The organism is Methanolobus chelungpuianus (assembly GCF_024500045.1).
GTDB lineage: Archaea > Halobacteriota > Methanosarcinia > Methanosarcinales > Methanosarcinaceae > Methanolobus > Methanolobus chelungpuianus.
In genome coordinates this window covers 501,495-521,877 of the sequence record NZ_JTEO01000002.1, presented here as the reverse complement: position 1 = coordinate 521,877, position 20,383 = coordinate 501,495, and the positions used below count along the sequence as shown (strand labels likewise).

Here is a 20,383-nt window from a genome sequence, read left to right as displayed (position 1 = left end):
TGACTGATCTCAGTTTGCTATATAATAGCGCTTATAATAAATGATACAGTGAGAAAAAAATACAACAAAAGCATAAATATGAAAAGTTTTCCTATCCTGTAGGCAGGTAAGGCGAGCAGGACAATCTCCCCCTATCTACTGAGCAACTGAATGGGATAAATTAATGGATAGACGGGCAGGTTTTCAAAGACAGCCATCTTCTATAATTAAACGCCTGATGAAATCACGATAACTGTTAGGTGACCGCTTCAGGATTGACGTGAGCACCAAGGAGTTGCCACCGGCAAATCCATGTTTGTCGTAGTACTCTGCCATTTTAAGGAATGTATTGATAGCATGAGAGGACATGCCCTGTGCCCATGCCAGCTCCTCCCTGCCTTTATCATCTATCGCCACGACTTTTACCGGCTGCTTCAGCTCCTCACTGATAATAGAGGTCATCTCTTTGTAAGTGAGCGGATCAGATCCTGCCAGCTCGAAGGTAGCATTACGCAATGAAGGATCTGTCAGGATATTAGCAACCGCTTCCCCGATATCCTCCGAATCAATAAGAGACATTTTTTTGTCCGGAGAGGAAATGACCGGATATACACCTTTTTCTCTTATTGTTTTCCACACCATCAGAAGATTCTGCATCAACATTGCAGGCTGAACTATGTTGAAAGCCAAGCCGGATTCGATCACTGCCTCTTCGACCAATAGTTTCCGGGCATGATGCTCCATCTTGCGCAGCTGTGGATGAAGGACCGAATTGAAGACAATATGTTCAACACCGGCATGACGTGCATTCTCTATAACGCGATAACCAATCTCAGCTTCATCCTGTGTAAAAGGCGGGACAACATGGAATACTGAACTGCAACCTCTCATGGCTTCCCTCAGATCAGAGTCGTTGCGAAAATCCCCTGCAAAAATTTCCATCTGCCCCAATGATTCGATTACTGCACTTGATTTCTCATTGTGTACAAGCAGGCGAATCTCCACACCTTTCTTTTGGAGGCTTTTGACTATTGGCATGCCTATATTTCCTGTTGCACCGATTAACAGTATCATATTTTGCTCCTATTTCATATCTGGCTCTTTTATTCATGCGAGGTTGATAATGAATCTCTGATTAAGGCTTTATATTTATTTTGTAACTCTCGGACGGGTATTCGTGACTAATTTCGATTTTCTAATCTTATCAATAAATAATACAGTAAAAAAGAATTACAGCAAAATAAGGAATAAGGAAAAATCCGTGCTATTAATTTCTGGTCACTCGTTCCATATGCCATTGAATATGCTTGCCTGATATGATGCAACTGACACATTTGGAATCCATATAGCTATTATGCTATCTACATCCAGAACATCGCCTTCTACCTTAGAGTATACGATTAGCAGTTCTTTATCATCGATTATTACATATTTTGCAAATGAAGGCCCTGATATTTTAATTTCAGGTATGACTGGAGATAACTTCTCAACGATGTCCAATTTTCCATCTTTCAGTTTTATACTCTGTTTAGAGATAACACGGATATTCAGCCCTTTTTTCTTAGCGAGTGATAGTTCTGTTCTGAGCTGCTCAAGCTCGTCTGCAGAGTAAAGGGCTCCCAGAAGCATTATGTCTTTTTTAGCTCTGCCCACCATATCAAGCACTTTTGCCGTAATATTATCCGTTCCTCTTAAAAGCCACACCTTAGGAATTTCCTTATCCATTAATTTATCATACAGCATAGACAGTTGATTGGATACATCGTCAATTTCGGAATTAAAGACGGCTTTTTGCTCTTCGATTATATCCTTAGGGTACTTAGCAGTATAAGTGATAGGCCTTGTATGTTCGACGGTTATCCATTTCTCGGTTTCGAGCCTTCTGAGGACATCATATATCTTTGTCCGCGGAACCTCTGATTCAATGGCAAGGTCAGTTGCATCGCTCGGGCCTAGGGAGACAAGCGTTGTATAAACCCTTGCGCCATAGTATGTCAATCCCAATTTTTGTAATGTCACTAATGTCTTTTCATCAAGCAACATATCCCATGATCCCCATTTTGATACTTTGTATTATTCGTTCCTGCATGCTGAGGGTTAATACCAGTGTCTTTTAAACCAGATGCAAAGCAGATGACTTGTAAGTAGCAGCCTTATCTGGTCACATGTTATAATTGCTATTCGGCATCCAAACATAAAAATCAATAGTCTTTGAAGAATAAAGTTAAAGTGCACTCAGCATCCTTCCAGCATCTCCACCCTTTTCCTTTCATGAGCATTCAGAGTAAATAGCTAGCATCCGTGGCATTTTCCTCCATGTGATTTCTTATCAGTATAGAGTTGCAGTATTAAGTATTCCAAGAGTTTATTTATCTACAATGATGCTAAAAACATGAGAAAGGTGGCGAGCATGGAACATACCAGGGATTATATCAGGGATTTCTTTGCATTTATGAAAAAAGCAACAACATCCGTTCAGACGGTGGATGCCATAAGGGAACGCATGGAAGCTGAAGGTTTTACGGAGCTGGGAATGAATGGGCCCTGGGCCTTGAATGCATCGGGGAAATACTATCTGTCCCCCTATCCCTCCATGCTGGTGGGCTTTACTATCGGAAGCGGCCAGTCTCCGGCAAAAAGGGTGAAGATGATCGCTGTCCACACCGATAACCCCGGATTCAGGATCAAGCCCAATCCGGAGGTGAACAGTGAAGGGATGCTGACACTGAATGTGGAACGCTACGGCGGACCCATCCTGAACACATGGTTCGATCGTCCCTTATCCATTGCCGGAAGAATAGCGGTGAGATCCGATGAGATCCTGAGGCCGGAAGTGATCCACCTGGATTTTCAGAGACCGCTGCTTATCATCCCCAATCTGGCCATCCATATGAACCGTGATGTCAATAAAGGCGTGGAGATCAAGGTCCAGAAAGAAATGCAACCTCTCCTGACCCGGTTGATCGAAGACGAAATCAGGGATGGTTATCTGCTGGGTCTGGTTGCGGAGGAGGCCGGGGTCGATCGTAAAGACATCCTGGACATGGATCTGAACGTTTATTGCAGTGAAGAAGGCATGCTGGTCGGATCAAGGGAGGAATTCATCTCCTGCCCGAGGATCGACGACCTGTCCATGGTTTATGCTGCTATGGAAGCTCTTGTGGGATCAAGGCATATGGACGGGATTAACATGGTGGCTTTCATGGACAATGAGGAGATCGGTTCTGCGACCAGGCAGGGTGCTGACTCGGTGATGCTGAGCAATATCCTGGAAAGGATCCGTCTGGGAACGGTGGGAAAGGAACCACTACCCACCCTGGAGGATACGGACTTCTTTGTGATCTCTGCTGACTGTGCCCACGGCCTGCATCCCAATTACGGAGAGAAGAGCGATATCACCAACAAACCTGTAATGAACAGTGGGATAGCCATCAAGATCAGCTGCAATCGCTCCTATGCATCGGAAGTGGAGACCATTGCAGCTTTCCAGCAGCTGTGTGACAGGGCCGGTGTGAAATACCAGAAGTTCGTGAACCATTCAGACCAGCCGGGAGGAACGACTCTGGGCCCCCTGCTCAGTAAATACGTGCCCGTCAGGGTAGTGGATGTTGGAGTGCCGATGCTGGCAATGCACTCGGCCAGGGAGCTGATGGGCAAACAGGACTTCCGGGATTCCATTGAGATATTCAGGACGTTTTTCCAGCTGGAGAAATAATAGGACCATAGCTCGCCTGGCCTGATCTCGAAGCAGGCTTGTAAAAAGGATAGCAGCGCCTTACTCCTGGAACTTGAGGAACAGGCTATATATCCGGAGATATCGTAACTTTTATCTATTCTCGGACAAAATGTAATTATGCAGGAGAGTTATGCAGGAAAGCAAACTCAACTGGCAATGGGAGAAACCTAATATGACTGAAAGAAGTTCCTCTGAACTCGCTCAGGTGAGCTACCATAGGATATATGCAGACTCACGGGGCGATTCTCACTTCGACATCGTGACGGTCAGACAGACCCTTGCACAGGCAGCGCCGCCGGCTGCCCCATTCTATGTCTCCGGGGATGGGCCTGCATCAAAGTATCGTTTTTATACATTTGAACCTGGCTGGGTCGGCGAACTGCACCCGGCCCCAACCCGGCAGTTCCTGGCCCTCCTGTCAGGTGCCGTGGAGATGGAGACTACAGATGGAACGGTCAGGCGACTTGAGCCGGGGGACCTGGTCCTGCTGGAAGATACTTCAGGCAAAGGTCACGTGACAAGGAATACAGGCAGCGGGTTCTGCACATTTTTCGTTGTCCCCGTCCCTTCGGACTGATATTCTTCGAGGGATGTCAACTTATTATCACCGTGCTCTTTATAATGCAGCAACCAGGAGCAGGCAGGCATTCCAGGAAATGGAGTAAAGACATTGCTACAGAGATAGCAGACACCCGGCTCTCCCGGAGGCTTCTTATCCTTATATCCCATCTATAATTCATACGGTCGATGCTACTGACTGCAATAACCAGTCAGATGGAGCGACATTCCGGTCCCGGCTGGACCCGGGTGATTTTTAAGAGTAGATATATATTTATATTAATAAACTAATTACAAATAGGCCGGGTTCATATCGTACCACCAACCAACCACAAAAATCCAACCAACCACCATTTTTCCATCCGGCCAACCTCTTCTTCCCAATCATTCCTTCAAAGCCGCTCCCTGAAGGAACTTCACACGACATACAACAGTGTCAGGATACCATGGCAATTGCAGGTGGTTGCAATAAAGAAGGACCTTTCCCTGAGTAAAGGATGCTCAAGCGGGTTCTCCATGACGGAACGGACATATCTCATGGCAGATATCATGTTCTCCTTCAGGTGAACGCCTTTAATGCCGCCAATACCCGGCTTCATCTGGTAACTATTGAAGACCTGCCCCGGATGTGTCAGGGTAGCTTCCATGGCATAGCTTGTAATGGTCCTGGGTTTCTCCCTGGAGAAGGTACGGCAGTAATCCTCCTGCCCGGGACAGTTGTCAGGGCACGTCTCACCGGGCTGCGCATAGGACAGGAAAATGGCACCGTGCTCGGGGTAGGTCCCGGCAATTACATTCTCCGGAAACGCTGACACAAGACCCTGGAAAAAAGAGGCCAGAACCTCATCATCCCTGTTGATGGAAAGCTTGCGCGCAAGTCCCCCCTTACCCAGGTCCATGGAAGCCTCGACTATATCAGCCGCAGCATGTGAAGGTACAGCCGGTATAACGAATTCCGGTATCCCGCAGGCAAGAAGAGAGAATACATCACTCACGTCCATCCTGTAGAAATAGATGCCCGCATCCCCCGATCCTCTGGTGTCTCCATTACCTGTTCCGGCATCCCCTTCCCCGGCCCGGCCTGTGTTTGCCTTTGCAGCAGCCACAGAACGGATAATTTCAACGACCTCTTCCCTTTTATCCAGTACAACAGCATTCAATGAGGCTGGTGCATCTGCATCCGAATCAATGACAAGCACAAGAGGGAAGCGCGATCTTTTTGCGTATCTTAGAAAACTGTCACCGATCTTTCCGCCGCCCAGGACCAGATAATATCCGCTGATAACAGGAAGGGATGTAACGAGGTTTATTCTTGAGTCGATAGTTCCCGAAGAAAAAGATTTCATATGATATTATACGGCCCCAGATCTTAAACGGTTTATCCCCTGATGCCACTGCCGGAAGCCAGGACTGAATCAATGTAATCTTCAATGTGGATACGAAGGTCTTCCACTTTGTCGTCCTGCGCAAGCCTTGAGATAATCATGTTTATGTAACCGTGCTTCCTGACAAGCCGGAAGCTTTCTTTAAAATTGAGATCAAACACCCAGGAAAGCCTTGCAAGCCTCATATCGTTGCATGTTCTGAGATCTGCAGTACTTGCCATCCTGTTGTTAAAGAGGTCTCCAAGCAGCCGGGAAGAGTATTCGGGAATGTCCGGAAGGCCCATATCCAGTGGAGGATTAGGGGAAGAATCCCTTTCAGTATAATAATCAGCCAGTACGCGGAAGATATCCAGCTTATCGGCGTCCCTGACAAGTCTTGAGTGGAACAGGCACCTGTTGTCACATGTTTCAGGGATTGCGTAAATATTATGATTTGCGATGGCCTGGCAGATCAAATCCTGTAGTGTAGCCGGCAGGCGGGCCAGTACATCCGCGGACCTGAGGATCTTCACACCCAGAAGCGCATGGTTCTCAGATTCCGAATCCCTGAAGGTCCTGTAGCGCGTTATCTGCTCAAAGCGGCCGATGTCATGAAAAAGGCCGATGATCATGGCAAGATAGCGTTCTTCGGTATCCAGTCCCTCCGGACCGGAGATGATGGAAGCGTTCCTGCATACCTCCAGACTGTGCCTTTCCTTGAGTTTGACATTGCGAAGAACAAACATGTCCTCCGAATAGAAAGAGCTCACATATCCCGTGAACCACTTTTCAAATAAATGGAACTCTTCTTCGATCATCGGCCATTGATTAAGGGTTCATCCTTATTGGGTCTTTGCATGAACTGTAAATACAAACTACCTTACACACTAAGTATAAATACCATTGGTAACAAAATTTAATCTGTAGATTGGGGTTGATGTCCTTAATTTTAAGGCGTCCATAATGCCAGTCCGGCGCGCCACGATTTAAAAAGGGTTATAGTGGTCGCGTTCAGTAGGGAGGTACATGATATGGTAGAATCGACTATAATGAACAGTTTATATGGTCTGATAAATGTATTGATCGCTTTTATCCCGCTTCTGATAGCAGTCATACTGCTGATCATCATAGGCTGGATAGCAGGAAGGGCTTTGGGAAAGATAGGATCAAAGATCCTGGACAAGATAGGTCTGGACGACCTGATCAACAGGACGTCTCTGGGAAGAATGATAGAGCGGACACAATTCACTGTTGTGGAACTCTTCGATGCGGCCATAAGATGGTTCGTTTATCTTGTATTTGCGGTAATTATTATAGACCTCTTGCAGATACAGGTTGTTGCAGCCTTTATCACAAGTATAATCCTATATATACCCCTCATACTCTCAGCACTCGCAGTATTGATAATAGGTTTGCTGCTTGTGGATTTCCTGGCAGGGCTCGTAAAGAATGTCCTCATTGCCACAGGCATTGATGAACGCCTGGAGAGAACCTCCATAGGCAGCGGGATGAGAACCAGCGGGATCACATTCTCTGGTCTTATAGCAGGCATTGTGAAAGTGTTCGGTTATCTTGTATTCATAATGGCAGCACTGGACATACTCAACCTGGGGCTCATTGCAGGTATTGTGGCAGCCATGATAGCATATCTGCCAAACCTGTTTGCAGGTATATTGATACTGGTCATAGGACTCCTGGCCATAGATCTGTTCGCAGATTACATCGGTGGCTTCATGAAGAATATGAATGTGGAAGGCAGTGAGATATGGGTGCCCGCCCTGAGGGGTTTCCTTGCACTTGTAGTGATACTGCTTGCACTTGATGCAATGCTGATAGATACAGGCATATTCTATATCTTGCTCAACCCGCTTGCATGGGGTATTGCAATTGTGATAGCATTCAAGTGGGGCATAAAGGATGCTCTTGTTGCCTACGCCAGAGAGAAGAAGTAATAGAAGAACATTGTCTGGAGTACGAAGCCCGGATATATCAGGTCTGTCATGCATGGCAGACCTGACCTTATTTTATTACTGCCCGGAGCTTACCGGCAATGCCCTGATAGGCGGATACGAACTTTTTTATAGTCCAGCCCTCTCCTGAATATATTGACCGGTCAGGGCCTATAGGATGAAAAAGAATATATCTGACAGAGTGGCGGATATGCCGCCCTTCCATGTAATGGAAGTACTTGAGAGGGCACAGGAGCTTGAAAGAGAAGGCAGGAGGGTGATCCATCTGGAAATTGGAGAGCCCGATCTTCCCACAGCACCTCACATTTGTGAGGCCGCTGCTGCAGCTATGTGTTCAGGGAACACGAAGTATACCCACAGCCAGGGCATCCCGGAACTCAGGGAGGCTATTGCTGAAAGGTACAGGGATAAGTTTGGCGTTGTGGTGGCTCCCGAACAGGTGATGATCACATCAGGGACGAGCCCTGCCATGCTTTCGCTTTTCCTGGCCCTTATTGATCCGGGGGATGAAGTGATAATGTCAAACCCTCATTATGCATGCTATCCCAATTTCGTCAGGGCAGTGAACGGGATCCCTGATTTCATCTATACGGACCGGGGGAGCGGTTTTATGCTTCAGCCCCGGCAGGTTGCAGGCAGGATCACTGAGAGGACAAGAGCTATATTGATCAACTCACCCTCCAACCCCACCGGCCAGGTAATACCGTCCGGGATTATGCGGGGACTGGCCGAGGTAGCCGGAGATGTGCCTATAATATCTGATGAGATATACCAGGGACTGGTGTACGAGGGCGAGGACCACACCATTCTGGAGTTCACTGAGAATGCTTTTGTGCTTAACGGCTTTTCCAAGCTCTATGCTATGACGGGATGGCGACTGGGGTACCTTATAGCTCCTGAGAGATACATCCGCACGCTGCAGAAGATACAGCAGAACTTCTTCATCTCCACCAATGCCTTTGTTCAGCATGCGGGTGTTGCCGCCCTCAAAGGGCCACAGGAGAGGGTCAAGGAGATGGTCACTGCCTATGACCAGAGGCGGCGCTACATGCTCGGGCGCCTGCGGGGAATGGGACTTGAGGTTGAGAGCGAACCTGTGGGGGCATACTACATACTTGCTGATGCCCGCAGGTTCTCGGAGGATTCGCTTGGACTGAGCCGGAGGATACTCGAAGATATCGACGTTGCGGTTACCCCGGGAATAGATTTCGGCGACGGTGCAGAAGGTTTCCTGCGCTTCTCCTACGCGAACAGCCTTGATAATATCAGGGAAGGCATGGACAGGCTCGAGGCTTACCTGAGCCGCATCAGATAAAATGGTCATTCAAAAGAACAGCAAAAGATAAACGGGTTATATTTATTACGACCCATACGGCAAAAACAGTCATATTTATATACTATTGGGAGACCATCTCTACTTCAATAGCTAATCCGAAAAATGGTAGGTTTTTATGACGACTGAAAGAACGGAAGATTACCTGAAAGCCATCGAGAAAATTGTGGAGAGAAAAGGCTATGCCCAGGTAAAGGATGTCTCCCGGGAGCTTGACCTCAGTTCCCCGAGCGTTACCGGGATGTTCAAGAAGCTTACCAAGCTAGGATACATCAACTATGAGAAATACGGCGGCGTGACACTTACCGAAGAGGGGGAGAGGATTGCCAAGTGCACCATGGAAAAGCACGGGGTCATCAGGGATTTTCTTCTGTTGCTGGGACTGGATGAGGAGAACGCCAACCTTGACGCATGCAAGATAGAACACGTGCTTGCACCCGAAACCTTTGAGATCCTGACAAAATTTGTTGAATTCATCGATATGAGAAGTGAGTGGCCCTACTGGCTGGACCATTTCAGGCATTTTTATACTACAGGAGAATACATCGACTGCAAGCCGTCTCCTAAGGAGAATTGCCCTATCCACAAGAAAAAGTAAAGTAACTGTTATCGTGAAATACATTACGATAATGAAGCAGGGGCAGGTAGTAACAGCAGCTGAGGACAGTATACGGGATAATCGTTGAGATTGTTTTGCATGCAGAAACATATTAGCTATCGCGATATTGCTATATATTAAAAGTCTGATTACGCTACTCAGAGAAACGCATAGTAAGAGGGAACTGCTTAAAATGACCGAGATCACGCTTGATACACTTAAACCGGGTGACCTGGCAAGGATTACGAAAGTGCGTGTAAAAGGTCCTGCCAGGAGAAAGCTGTTCGATATGGGGATGGTCGCCGGCTCGGAAGTGGAACTGGTAAGAAAAGCTCCCCTGGGAGACCCCATTGAGTTCCAGATAAAGGGATATCATCTTTCGATCAGGAAGGAAGAGGCAAGCCAGATATTCGTCCAGATGATCGAGTAGGGACAATGGTCCGCCAGAAATCACAAATAATATCTGCAGGCCCGGATCATAGCAATGAGCGAGGACTTATGGAAAACAGGAAAATCAGAGTTGCCCTTGCCGGCAATCCAAATGTAGGTAAGACCACATTGTTCAATGCAATAACTGGCTCCCGGCAGCATGTGGGTAACTGGCCCGGGGTCACTGTTGAGAAAAAGACAGGTGTAAGGACCTACAGGGGATACGAGATAGAGGTCACCGACCTTCCGGGCACTTACAGCCTTACGGCATACTCCATGGATGAGATCGTCGCAAGGGACTATATCATAGAGGAAAAGCCGGATATAGTGATCCAGATAGTGGATGCCTCAAATCTTGAAAGGAACCTCTATCTTACGACACAGCTGATGGAACTTGAGACCGAGATGATCATCGCCCTTAACATGTGCGACCTCGCCCTGGAAAGGGGGGACAAGCTATACATCAATAAAATGCAGGAGATCCTTGCCGCACCTGTTGTACAGACCGTGGCAAGTAAGGACGTAGGCATCAACGAACTTCTCGACAGGGTAATCGAACAGAAGCACGATGAGAAGTATCACGGGCGTGAGATAGGCTACGGCGACCTTATAGAGAGCAAAGTCCTTGAAATTGAGAAGATCCTGCTAACTGATCCTGAACTTACTAAGAAGTACCCCATGCGCTGGATGAGCATCAGGCTGCTTGAAGGCGACAGCAATGTCAGGGCAAAGATAGAGAAGAGTACCGCAGCCGGAGCAATAAGCGAACTGCTTGCTTCCATCGACCAGGAGGAGTACGAGGCAGAGATCGCAGACAAGAGATATGTCGCTATCAACGCTATTTTCCCACAGATATGCACCCGGTGCAATGTCAGGTTGACAAAGTCGGATATGATAGACAGGGTCCTGACAAACAAGTACTTGGGGATACCCATATTCCTTGCTCTTATGTGGGGAGCCTTTGAGCTCACTTTCGCATTCGCCACACCCTTTACAGATATGATCGAGCGGGCATTTGTGTGGCTGGCCATAAATGTAAGCTCCGGCCTGGAGCCCGGGTGGCTGGCATCCCTGCTCGGGGACGGCATAATCGGAGGCGTGGGAGCCGTCCTGACCTTCGTCCCTAACATATTCATCCTGTTCTTCCTGCTGTCCCTGCTTGAGGGCAGCGGGTATCTTGCCAGGGCAGCCTTCATCATGGACAGGCTCATGTATAAGATAGGCATGCACGGAAAGTCATTCATCCCCCTGCTGATGGGTTTTGGATGCAACGTACCCGCCATCATGGCCACGCGCAGCATAGAGGATGAAAAGGACAGGCTTATCACCCTCCTGGTGGTGCCTTTCGTCTCCTGTGGAGCCAGGCTTCCTATATATATACTCCTGGCAGGAGCGTTCTTCGGGCGCCAGGCAGGAACAGTTGTATTCTTTATGTACATCCTTGGCATAGTGATCGCAGTCACCTCGGCAAAGCTGCTCAGGACAACCATCATAAAAGGAAGGCCTGCACCGTTCATCATGGAAATGCCGCCCTACCGCGTGCCCACCCTGAGAGCGAGTGTGGTGCACATGTGGGACAACGGAGCCATGTATATCAAGAAGGCAGGAACCGTCATATTGCTGGGCGTTGTGATAATATGGTCCCTGGCATCCTTCCCGTGGGGGACAGAGTACGGCAGCGAGGAAAGCTACGTAGGCATGCTCGGCCACCTGTTTGCACCTCTGCTTGAGCCCCTGGGATTTGACTGGAGGATTACAATTGCCCTTGTTTTTGGTTTAGTGGCAAAGGAGATAGTTGTCGCATCAATGGGAGTGCTGTACGGGGTGGGAGACAATCCTGAGGCTCTGACAGCAAGCCTTGTTGCAGACCCTTCAATCAGCGCCCTTAGCGCGCTTAGCCTGATGGTGTTCAGTCTGCTGTATATGCCCTGTGTGGCGACCCTGGGAGTTATTAAAAAGGAGACAGGTTCATGGAAATGGACCGCATTTGCGCTCGCCTATGGAGTTGCAGTTGCCTGGATAATGGCTTTCCTTGTATATCAGGGAGGGAGACTGCTTGGATACTAAAGGAGGCTATGGGAATGATGAATAAAGGCAAAATGCTGTTCGCTCTTATGATGGGATGTGCCTATGTACTCATTGGTATCGTACAGACAGTGACAGGCCTCTCAAAGGCCTTCTCAGAAGCCTACGGGTCAGTATATCAGGAGCACCTGATTGCAGATGCCCTGTTCATACCTGCTGATATCATCGCAGGACTTATCCTTATTCTGATAGGGAGTGTTTTCCTGTACGGGGTATCGGAGATCCGTGCAGGGGTCAGGGAAGGGATCGCATATGTATACGTAGGGATCATCCTGTCCCTCATATTTGGAGGCATATACGTACTTGCAGCAACAGGAGAACTGCTCGAAGCTCATTTACTGAAAAACGAGGAATATACAGGCTGGACCTTGCTTGATACGCTTAGGCCGGAGATATATCTGGGAGTGATGTCCCTGCTCACATACCTTAAGTGGAAGGACAGTTTTGAAGTGGGAGGGGGCTAAGGCGGAGCCATCATGATCAAAGAGACATTGAAAGGACTTTTCATTGAGAACCTTGCTCCGGGAGAACTTGCCCTGAAGCTTGGCATCAGCCCCGATAATCTGAAAGACATGCTGCACAACATGGAGCATATGGGATACATCAGGGAAGTATGTGATGAAGGCGCGCCCGGCACCTGCCCGGGAACCTGCGCCTGCACTGCAGCAACATCATGCCATAAAGGATCAAACTATCCCCCTGGTAAAAAATATGTCCTGACGGAGAAGGGGAAAAGAGTATGCTGCAGGGAATGAATATTTAGTTATTGCGACAGACGCCTCCGGCGTAAATCCAGTTAACTTGGAGTACACACCGTTAAGTGATTGCAGGTACTGTCATTTTTTTACGATTACATAAGTACTTCAATCAATTTAAATAGTACTGCCTTCAAACATCAGTACCGTAGCATAGTATTTTTAAGTTAAGACCCAAATACTAACTTACTAACTTCACAAAAACTTCAAGGGATACATATGAGAACAGGAGTTGCAATCGACTTAGGAACCAGTGGTATAAGAGCACAGAAGATCGACCTGGATTCAGGAGAGATCAAAAAGACCGTGATCACCCTCCGTAATCCGCTTCCGGGAGCAAATGTGATGGATCACCTTGATTTTGCCATCACCTACGGGCTGGATCTTGCCCACGGCCTCCATGTGAATGCGGTCAGAAAGGTCATCGAGGCTTTGGGAATAGCACCTGAAGAACTTCAGAGAATGGCCATCTGCGGAAATCCTATACAGTTATCCATATTCCAGGGAATTCCCATAGATGACCTTGCATATGCAGGAGAGAGGAAGAAAGAGAAGCTCAACATTAAAGAATCAGACAGGAGCGCACGCATCATTGACTGTTCTGAGATCACTGGCCTTGAAGTATATCCCAATGCAAAGCTGGTGGTACCGCCTGCCATCAGACATGAGGTCGGTGCAGATGCCCTCGCCCTCATTATCAAATCAGGCTTCCTTGACACCCAGGAGACAGCCATTGCCACTGACTATGGTACCAACGCAGAGATGGCACTCATCCACCAGGGAACCATCTATACAGGTTCGGCTGCGGCGGGTCCTGCACTGGAAGGGCAGCAGATAAAGTACGGAAAGCTTGCATCCCCCTTCGTCATTGCGGATGCCGAGTTCGAGAACGGCAACCTGCGCAACTACGTGCTTGACGCTGAGATGAACACTGTCAAGGCAAAGCTCGTGGACCCGAAGAGCGGAGAAGTGATCGAGGACAGCGACCTTACCGCAAAGGGAATTACAGGCACGGGAGTCATTGCCATCCTCGATGCCGGAATGAAGAACGGGATCATACAGCTTCCGAAGATCAACACACCCGACCACATACTTTACCTTCAGGACAAGGTCAAGTTCTTCGAGAACGATGTACAGGAAGCAGGGCTTGCTATCGGTGCCATACGTGCCGGCCACCTTGCACTGTGTAACGCTGCAGGCATCGAGGTCAGTGAAGTGAAGAAGGCGTACATGTCAGGGGCTGCAGGTACCTACATGGATGCTGTCAAGGCACATCAGATAGGCATGGTGCCCTTTAACGTCGACGAGGTGATCCAGATAGGTAACACCTCACTTATCGTGGCAAGGGAGATTCTCCTTTCCGAAGAAAGACTATGGGAACTGCAGGAGATCGCAAAGAAGATACTGAGCAACCACATAATGTTTGCAACTGACCCCGGGTTCAAGGATGCATATATCCAAGAGATATCCTATTGGACCGAAGGCATGCCCTTTAAGATGCTCAAGAAGTTCCTGAAGAAGAAGGGACTGCCGCAGATCGACCTGCCCGAGCACACAACCCGCGTGGACAAGCGTGTGATAAGGGACATACCTGTGCTTGGGGAAGAAGGGCTTCAGGTACTTGAAAGGGTGGGTACCTTCCTAACAATGAAAGTGGAATGCCCCGAATGCAAGAAATGTGTCAAGGTATGCCCCACGGATGCCCTGAGCATCGATGACGAGGGAGTTGTCATGATAAGCTCGGACCTCTGTGACGGCGCCAACTGCAAGAGATGCATCAATGCATGTCCCAAGGACAAGTTCAAGTGGGAGAACCTTGAAGTGCTGGAAATCCCGGCATGATCTTTTTTCGGACAGGAGCAGGACCCCATGATGAAAATACTGGTGATCGGAGGCTTTTTAGGCAGCGGTAAGACCACCACCGTTCTGAGGCTTGGAAGGGATTTCAGCAATGCAGGAAAGAAAGTTGCCATTATCGTCAATGAGATAGGCGAGGTGGGTATAGACGGGGACGTGATCTCCAAATATGGCCTTCAGACAACGGAACTTACCAGCGGATGTATCTGCTGTTCGCTGAAGGTGAATATGAAGACCACTATAAGCCTGCTGATGAAGGACTATAAGCCGGACATACTTCTCATAGAGCCGACAGGTATTGCTTTCCCCCAGATCATCAGGAACGAGATCAACCTTATGGACCTAAAGGACGTCAGCATTCAGCCGCTGGTGACGCTCATAGACGGAAGCAGGTTCAAGCAGCTTATGAAGGAAGTCAAGCACTTCGCCATGAGGCAGATAATAGATGCGGAGGTGCTGGGGATAAACAAACTGGACCTGGTGGAAAAAATACGCATTCCCATCATCGAAGCATCTGTCCAGCAGTTGAACCCGAAGGCCAGGGTGGTTCTGCTTTCTGCCACATATGAGGATGAGCACTGGCATGAGTTTGTGAAGCTCCTCTTTGGAGAAGGTGCCGAAGAGATACTCAGTGAGAAGAGAGATACAGAACTGAAGACCACCATCCCCGGAATCCAGATGGTGGACAGGGCAACCGGCGAGCCTGTAGAATACGATATGAATTCCATTAATGCTTCAGGAGTTACCAGCTATGCCACTGAGTACAATATTGGAGATGTGTCGACCGACAATGCCCGATCGGTTGTCCGGAACCTGATCGAAACCATCAAGGCCGAAGTGACGAAATCCAGTCCTGAGTTCGTGGGCCACATCAAATTGTTCATGGAATCCGAAACCGATACAGTAAAAGCTAATCTGACAGCATTCGACAAGGATGTCACATATGAGCTCATCCCCCTCGGGAATGCACATTCCCGCAAGCTGAAGATACTCTCAGCCGTATCTAACATCAAACGCGACAGGCTGATCAGTATAGTGAATGATGCTGTTGAGGATAATCTCAGGGCAGTGAATATCAGTTTCGCGCACAATTCACATGCTCACCAAGAGACTTCATGAAAAAAACCGATGGAACGGTCCTGTAACCATATAACCTCTGGAAAAAAGACCTTAGAGCAATGTAAGGGGGCCAGAGGTGATGATCTTTTTTATGCTCCTTACATCCAGAATTCAATTGTATTCTATTCTTAGGCAGGCTAGATCTGTTGTCCTGTGCGCAGGTTCAAGCAATCATATTTAAGCATAACGCCTTTGAGAGCTGAGCGGCCTACAGTCATCAAACAGTAAAAGAGAAGCAAATGTCGACAAAAACACACCCCTACTTAAACTATACGGTAAACAAAATAACCGGGCATTATGACATTCAAGGAAAAGTAGCCTTGTTAACCGCGTTAACAGTTTTTTGATTCGAATTTTTTGAAGTACCAATGAAAAAAGACAATGCTCTGTAAATATAAATAAACAAAGTAGACCACACTAAATCAACTAAATTTTACATAAAGCAAGGAACATTGTGTTGAAAAATAGATGTATTTAAGTCTATTCCTCAAAACCATATACTCCATAATTTAATTTTGGAGAATGGAGTATGACTCTTAAAATATAATGAGTTATTAAGCCTGATTTTGTCAAAAAAACTGTTATCAGACGGAACTTCATCAAAATGTAGCAGATAGTATTATTAAAACTGTTTTATAAATAACTAAAACCGCTAGGTTTATATACCAACTTTGATTAGGTGATTATGTGGAAAGATGAAGTTGGTCAAAGGCGTATAATGATTGTACAAGGATTGTGGAGATCCTTATGCAATAAAAGGTGCCTGAGATCGGCTGAAATCCATCTGCTGCTTTGATCGTGAGGTTTTTGAACGATAGGGTGGCAGGAAAAATCAATCTAGATACTAAGGAGGTAGAATAGATGGATATAGACCCAACCAAAATTTTAGTCAGGTACAATGTGCAGAAGGAGAAAGCACAGACACCTGATCAGATGGCAGCTGAGATGTTCCCGAAAGACGAGCCTGCAAAATCAATTGCAAAGGCAATCTTTGAGGGTGAAGAGGACGACGTTATCGAGGGCCTCGAGAAGGCAATCGAGAAGGGAGCAAACCCCATAAAGCTCATTGACGACGTACTCATGCCAGGAATGAAGATTGTAACTGACTTATATGACCAGGGTGTAGTCTTCCTGCCAAACGTCATGATGTCTGCAGATGCAATGCTCGAAGGTATCGAGTTCTGTAAGGAATCCGCAGGCTCAGCACCAAAGCCAAAGGGCAAAGTAGTATGCCACGTGGCAGAGGGTGACGTCCACGACATCGGAAAGACAATCGTAGCAGCTCTTCTCAGATCTGCCGGATACGAAGTTGTAGACCTCGGCCGTGATGTCCCAGTAGATGAAGTCATTGCAGCTGTAAAGAAGGAGAGCCCAATGATGCTCACCGGTACAGCACTCATGACAACCACCATGTATGCATTCAAGGAAATCAACGACAGACTCCTCGAAGCAGGCATCAAGATACCATTCCAGTGCGGTGGCGGAGCAGTCAACCAGGACTTCGTCGCATCATACCAGCTCGGTATATATGGCGAGGAAGCAGCAGACGCACCAAAGATGGCAAACGCAATACTGGCAGGCAAGGGCCTTGCACAGCTGAAGGACATGTTCCACAAGCACTAAGAGGTGAAGCAAATGGTCAAAAGATACACTTCAATGGCATACAAGAATGCTGACGATATGATTTTCGGAACTGCTGTCCACCCGGTAAAAGCCGAACTCGGATTACAGGTCGGTGCTGGATACGTTACAGCAGAAGTTAACTATGCACCAAGGCCAGAGGCCGGTGTCTCCAAGGAGAAACTCGTTTCTGAATACCGCAAGCTGACAACCGACATTATGGCAAGGGCCGTACAGATCGGTTTCCCAGCAGTCTCACTCGAGACAGAACACGTCGAGCAGATGACCAACAACCCCTCCTGGGGAGGCGAGATCGCTCACGTCCAGAAGACAATCCTCGAAGAATACCACGAAGAGTACGGCATAAAGTGCGGTCTCAGGCACACCCCCGGTGACATCCGTGAGGACCGTGACCTGCTCGCACTGATCGGCGACAAGTACGACAAACTCATGGAGTCCTTCGAAGCAGTAGCAGAAGGCGGCGCAGACTTCCTGTCCATCGAGACAATGGGTGGTAAGGAAATCCTCGACTACGCAGTTCTCAGGAACGATGTACCAGGTATGATCTATGCCATCGGCTGCCTCGGCGGAATGGACATGGAAATGATCTGGACCGACATCAAGAAGATCGCAGACAAGAAAGGCAGAATTGCAGCCGGTGACACAGACTGTGCCCAGGCAAACACTGCAATGTTCATCGCCGGTGGTCTCCTTGACAAGAACCTCGCACACACACTCGCAATCCTTGCAAGAGTAATTGCTGGTTCAAGGACACTGGTAGGATATGAAGCAGGCGCACAGGGCCCAGGAAAGGACTGCGGCTATGAGAACACCATAGTCAAGGCCATCACCGGATGCCCGATCGCCCAGGAAGGAAAGTCCGCAACCTGCGCACACGCAGATGTCATGGGTAACCTGACGATGCAGGTTTGTGACCTGTGGTCCAACGAGTCCGTAGAATACCACGGTGAATTCGGTGGTACAAGCGTACAGTGCTGGTCCCAGACCCTGAACATGGACGCAGCCCTCATGAACACTGCAATCCAGACCGGAAACGCAAAGGTGCTCCGTGACATGATGGCTCTCTCTGACAAGTACAGAGACCCACAGGGCTACATCCTTGCATACGACAACGCATTCAAGGTAGGCCAGGCAATTGTCAAGGACGGAAACGACCTGTACCTCCGTTCAAAGAACGCAGTCGTCGAGACAATCAAGATCCTCGAAGCATCCAAGAAGGAAGGCAAGCTCATCATGTCCCGCTTCGAGCAGAATGCACTTGCAGACGCAAAGGCATCTGTCGACGCACTGACCAACGAGAAGGACACCTTCATGAGCGACAGCCTCGCCAAGTACAAGGCAGAGGTCAAGGTCTTCAGGCCAGAAACCAACTACAAGTGGTAAACTCAAAAATAAGGCAAGTTCTGAGTTCAGAACTTGTTCCTTTTCTCTTTTTTATTAAGTCTTTCGAATAACCTATTCCTACAACTGTAATCCACTTTCCAGAGAGTCATGCTCCCAGTTGCGGGTGGTTACATAATATTGAGAATAGATTTCCATTAACTTCTTAATCAGGACCTTTAGACCCCGGCAGCAGAAATGATGCCATCTGCGCGCACCAGTATAAAACTGAACTGCATAACAGTAACTGCTGCTAGTGCAGTGTTTAAGCCAGTTTCTATCTCAAATCCCAATATTAAATCTGGCAAATGCTATGCTAAACTGAGCAGATCTAATTTGAACCTTCAGGACCGAAGTAAGCAGCTAGGCAGAATCATGTAAGAAGGCATATAAAAAAGAAAGGAAGGCATGCCATAGTGAACTATGCATGCCGATAGAATTTATGCGAAGTATTCATCCCTTGCTGCAACCATTGCCCTGAGGTTGGAGCACTTTGTGTCCGGTGCAATTCCGCAGCCTGGTGCAAGTACATCAATACCGTCTTCAAGAGCCTTCCTGGAGTCAGCCTTGACCTTTGCCTCGTCACCTGCAAGCAGGGTGAACGGGCTTGAAATGTTACCGCAGATCGTTACTTTGCCGGCAACCTTTGCCTTTGCTCCCTTGAGATCCTTGACCTTTTCTTCAATGCTGATTGACTCGAAGTGGCAGTCTGCCATGCCTTCAAGAATAGGGGAAACGTCACCACAGATGTGGAGAATCATTGGTGCATTGACACCATCTGCGAATCTCTGCAGTACTGGCTTGAGGATTGTGTTAAATGTCTCAGGGGCCAGCAGGTCCGGGGATGCTACCGGGTCAGGTACACTGATGACATCTGCGCCTGCCTCTACAAGAGCGTTTGCATACTGGATGCATGCGTCACATGCAAAGTCGAGCATCTGCTGGAAAGATTCCTGGTCCTTGATAGACCATTTCATGAACTTCTTGACACTTGCAAGATCGGATGCGAGGGTAACTGGGCCTTCCATACCGGCGATTACAGGGAAATCGTTTCCTGCCTTCTCCCGGAGGATCTTCATGGCCTCAAGCACTACGGGTATCCTGCCCTGTGCAAGGAGGTTCTCAGGCATTGCAGCGCCTTCAAGACCCTTTGGATATGGGTGGTCTGTGACAGATGGCTGCCTGTTCTTTGTGCCCATGTTGATTGTACAGCCCATTGCCTCTGCGAGAACTGTAAGGTCGTATGGAGCTCTTACACCCTCAAGACCGCACTCAGTGTATGTTGCCATTGCAAGGTCGGCCATCTTCTGCGCATCGGTGTGTGCCTCTGGCCATGCAGCACCGGTCTTATCCATGAGTTCAACGATAGCGGTCTGTGTTACAGATACTACCGGAACTTTATCGACTTCTTCACCTTTTAATGCTTTGATAAACCTTTCTTTCATGTTCATAATGAAACCTTCTCTGTTGAGTAGATTTTAGTCATCTTGATTTGCGTGACATCAGATATAAAACTATTGGATTTATGCCGCTTTTGCTTAGTTATCAATAAAAATCGTGAGAAGCCAGGCACTTATGA

General features: G+C 47.9%; 18 protein-coding genes. 13 read left to right on the top strand and 5 right to left on the bottom strand.

Annotation, left to right across the window (positions count from 1 at the left end; genetic code table 11):
* Positions 1-183 precede the first annotated feature (183 nt).
* On the bottom strand, positions 184-1,053 hold the full coding sequence (locus tag PV02_RS03520; protein ID WP_256621977.1) for an NmrA/HSCARG family protein: 870 nt from the start codon (positions 1,051-1,053) through the stop codon (positions 184-186).
* A 204-nt stretch (positions 1,054-1,257) separates the two neighbouring features.
* The gene (locus PV02_RS03515) at positions 1,258-2,022 is read right to left on the bottom strand and encodes a TrmB family transcriptional regulator (protein WP_256621976.1); all 765 of its coding nucleotides are present in this window, start codon (positions 2,020-2,022) and stop codon (positions 1,258-1,260) included.
* A 367-nt stretch (positions 2,023-2,389) separates the two neighbouring features.
* On the opposite strand from PV02_RS03515, the gene PV02_RS03510 reads away from it, so the two are divergent.
* The gene (locus PV02_RS03510) at positions 2,390-3,694 is read left to right on the top strand and encodes a M18 family aminopeptidase (RefSeq protein ID WP_256621975.1); all 1,305 of its coding nucleotides are present in this window, start codon (positions 2,390-2,392) and stop codon (positions 3,692-3,694) included.
* Between the two features lie 193 nt (positions 3,695-3,887).
* Positions 3,888-4,292 carry a cupin domain-containing protein gene (locus PV02_RS03505; protein WP_256621974.1) on the top strand — a complete coding sequence of 135 codons (405 nt, stop codon included), beginning with the start codon at positions 3,888-3,890 and terminating at the stop codon, positions 4,290-4,292.
* A gap of 397 nt (positions 4,293-4,689) precedes the next feature.
* Here the strand turns inward: PV02_RS03505 and PV02_RS03500 are convergent, their stop codons facing one another.
* On the bottom strand, positions 4,690-5,619 hold the full coding sequence (locus PV02_RS03500; protein ID WP_256621973.1) for a hypothetical protein: 930 nt from the start codon (positions 5,617-5,619) through the stop codon (positions 4,690-4,692).
* A gap of 32 nt (positions 5,620-5,651) precedes the next feature.
* Positions 5,652-6,455: an HD domain-containing protein gene (locus PV02_RS03495; RefSeq protein WP_256621972.1), complete on the bottom strand. Its 804-nt coding sequence runs from the start codon at positions 6,453-6,455 to the stop codon at positions 5,652-5,654.
* 213 nt (positions 6,456-6,668) lie between these two features.
* Between PV02_RS03495 and PV02_RS03490 the strand changes: the two genes are divergently transcribed.
* The 11 genes from PV02_RS03490 (at position 6,669) to mtaB (ending at position 18,807) form a co-directional block, all read left to right on the top strand.
* A complete protein-coding gene (locus PV02_RS03490) occupies positions 6,669-7,589 on the top strand; it encodes a mechanosensitive ion channel family protein (RefSeq protein ID WP_256621971.1) in 921 nt (306 codons plus the stop codon).
* Positions 7,590-7,764: 175 nt separating this feature from the next.
* The gene (locus PV02_RS03485; RefSeq protein ID WP_256621970.1) at positions 7,765-8,922 is read left to right on the top strand and encodes a pyridoxal phosphate-dependent aminotransferase; all 1,158 of its coding nucleotides are present in this window, start codon (positions 7,765-7,767) and stop codon (positions 8,920-8,922) included.
* Positions 8,923-9,058: 136 nt separating this feature from the next.
* Positions 9,059-9,538: a metal-dependent transcriptional regulator gene (locus PV02_RS03480; RefSeq protein ID WP_256621969.1), complete on the top strand. Its 480-nt coding sequence runs from the start codon at positions 9,059-9,061 to the stop codon at positions 9,536-9,538.
* Positions 9,539-9,731: 193 nt separating this feature from the next.
* Positions 9,732-9,968, top strand: coding sequence for a FeoA family protein (locus tag PV02_RS03475; RefSeq protein ID WP_256621968.1), 237 nt, complete (start codon positions 9,732-9,734; stop codon positions 9,966-9,968).
* A gap of 68 nt (positions 9,969-10,036) precedes the next feature.
* Entirely contained in the window at positions 10,037-12,034 is a 1,998-nt protein-coding gene (gene feoB / locus PV02_RS03470; RefSeq protein ID WP_256621967.1) for a ferrous iron transport protein B, read from the top strand.
* 14 nt (positions 12,035-12,048) lie between these two features.
* The gene (locus PV02_RS03465; protein WP_256621966.1) at positions 12,049-12,516 is read left to right on the top strand and encodes a hypothetical protein; all 468 of its coding nucleotides are present in this window, start codon (positions 12,049-12,051) and stop codon (positions 12,514-12,516) included.
* Positions 12,517-12,528: 12 nt separating this feature from the next.
* The gene (locus tag PV02_RS03460) at positions 12,529-12,807 is read left to right on the top strand and encodes a FeoC-like transcriptional regulator (protein ID WP_256621965.1); all 279 of its coding nucleotides are present in this window, start codon (positions 12,529-12,531) and stop codon (positions 12,805-12,807) included.
* Positions 12,808-13,026: 219 nt separating this feature from the next.
* The gene (locus PV02_RS03455) at positions 13,027-14,649 is read left to right on the top strand and encodes a methylamine methyltransferase corrinoid protein reductive activase (protein WP_256621964.1); all 1,623 of its coding nucleotides are present in this window, start codon (positions 13,027-13,029) and stop codon (positions 14,647-14,649) included.
* 27 nt (positions 14,650-14,676) lie between these two features.
* Entirely contained in the window at positions 14,677-15,783 is a 1,107-nt protein-coding gene (locus PV02_RS03450; RefSeq protein ID WP_256621963.1) for a GTP-binding protein, read from the top strand.
* An 861-nt stretch (positions 15,784-16,644) separates the two neighbouring features.
* Positions 16,645-17,406, top strand: coding sequence for a methanol--corrinoid protein MtaC (gene mtaC / locus PV02_RS03445; protein WP_256621962.1), 762 nt, complete (start codon positions 16,645-16,647; stop codon positions 17,404-17,406).
* 12 nt (positions 17,407-17,418) lie between these two features.
* Complete coding sequence (gene mtaB / locus PV02_RS03440) at positions 17,419-18,807, top strand: methanol--corrinoid protein co-methyltransferase MtaB (RefSeq protein ID WP_256621961.1); 1,389 nt, start codon at positions 17,419-17,421, stop codon at positions 18,805-18,807.
* A gap of 437 nt (positions 18,808-19,244) precedes the next feature.
* Here mtaB and mtaA read toward each other — a convergent pair whose 3' ends face one another.
* Positions 19,245-20,255 carry a methylcobamide:CoM methyltransferase MtaA gene (gene mtaA / locus PV02_RS03435; RefSeq protein ID WP_256621960.1) on the bottom strand — a complete coding sequence of 337 codons (1,011 nt, stop codon included), beginning with the start codon at positions 20,253-20,255 and terminating at the stop codon, positions 19,245-19,247.
* Between the last annotated feature and the right edge of the window lie 128 nt (positions 20,256-20,383).

Coding starts and splice junctions, on each gene's coding strand:
- PV02_RS03520 (WP_256621977.1), bottom strand. CDS start 1,053: ATGATACTGTTAATCGGTGCAACAGGAAATATAGGCATGCCAATAGTC.
- PV02_RS03515 (WP_256621976.1), bottom strand. CDS start 2,022: ATGTTGCTTGATGAAAAGACATTAGTGACATTACAAAAATTGGGATTG.
- PV02_RS03510 (WP_256621975.1), top strand. CDS start 2,390: ATGGAACATACCAGGGATTATATCAGGGATTTCTTTGCATTTATGAAA.
- PV02_RS03505 (WP_256621974.1), top strand. CDS start 3,888: ATGACTGAAAGAAGTTCCTCTGAACTCGCTCAGGTGAGCTACCATAGG.
- PV02_RS03500 (WP_256621973.1), bottom strand. CDS start 5,619: ATGAAATCTTTTTCTTCGGGAACTATCGACTCAAGAATAAACCTCGTT.
- PV02_RS03495 (WP_256621972.1), bottom strand. CDS start 6,455: ATGATCGAAGAAGAGTTCCATTTATTTGAAAAGTGGTTCACGGGATAT.
- PV02_RS03490 (WP_256621971.1), top strand. CDS start 6,669: ATGGTAGAATCGACTATAATGAACAGTTTATATGGTCTGATAAATGTA.
- PV02_RS03485 (WP_256621970.1), top strand. CDS start 7,765: ATGAAAAAGAATATATCTGACAGAGTGGCGGATATGCCGCCCTTCCAT.
- PV02_RS03480 (WP_256621969.1), top strand. CDS start 9,059: ATGACGACTGAAAGAACGGAAGATTACCTGAAAGCCATCGAGAAAATT.
- PV02_RS03475 (WP_256621968.1), top strand. CDS start 9,732: ATGACCGAGATCACGCTTGATACACTTAAACCGGGTGACCTGGCAAGG.
- feoB (WP_256621967.1), top strand. CDS start 10,037: ATGGAAAACAGGAAAATCAGAGTTGCCCTTGCCGGCAATCCAAATGTA.
- PV02_RS03465 (WP_256621966.1), top strand. CDS start 12,049: ATGATGAATAAAGGCAAAATGCTGTTCGCTCTTATGATGGGATGTGCC.
- PV02_RS03460 (WP_256621965.1), top strand. CDS start 12,529: ATGATCAAAGAGACATTGAAAGGACTTTTCATTGAGAACCTTGCTCCG.
- PV02_RS03455 (WP_256621964.1), top strand. CDS start 13,027: ATGAGAACAGGAGTTGCAATCGACTTAGGAACCAGTGGTATAAGAGCA.
- PV02_RS03450 (WP_256621963.1), top strand. CDS start 14,677: ATGATGAAAATACTGGTGATCGGAGGCTTTTTAGGCAGCGGTAAGACC.
- mtaC (WP_256621962.1), top strand. CDS start 16,645: ATGGATATAGACCCAACCAAAATTTTAGTCAGGTACAATGTGCAGAAG.
- mtaB (WP_256621961.1), top strand. CDS start 17,419: ATGGTCAAAAGATACACTTCAATGGCATACAAGAATGCTGACGATATG.
- mtaA (WP_256621960.1), bottom strand. CDS start 20,255: ATGAACATGAAAGAAAGGTTTATCAAAGCATTAAAAGGTGAAGAAGTC.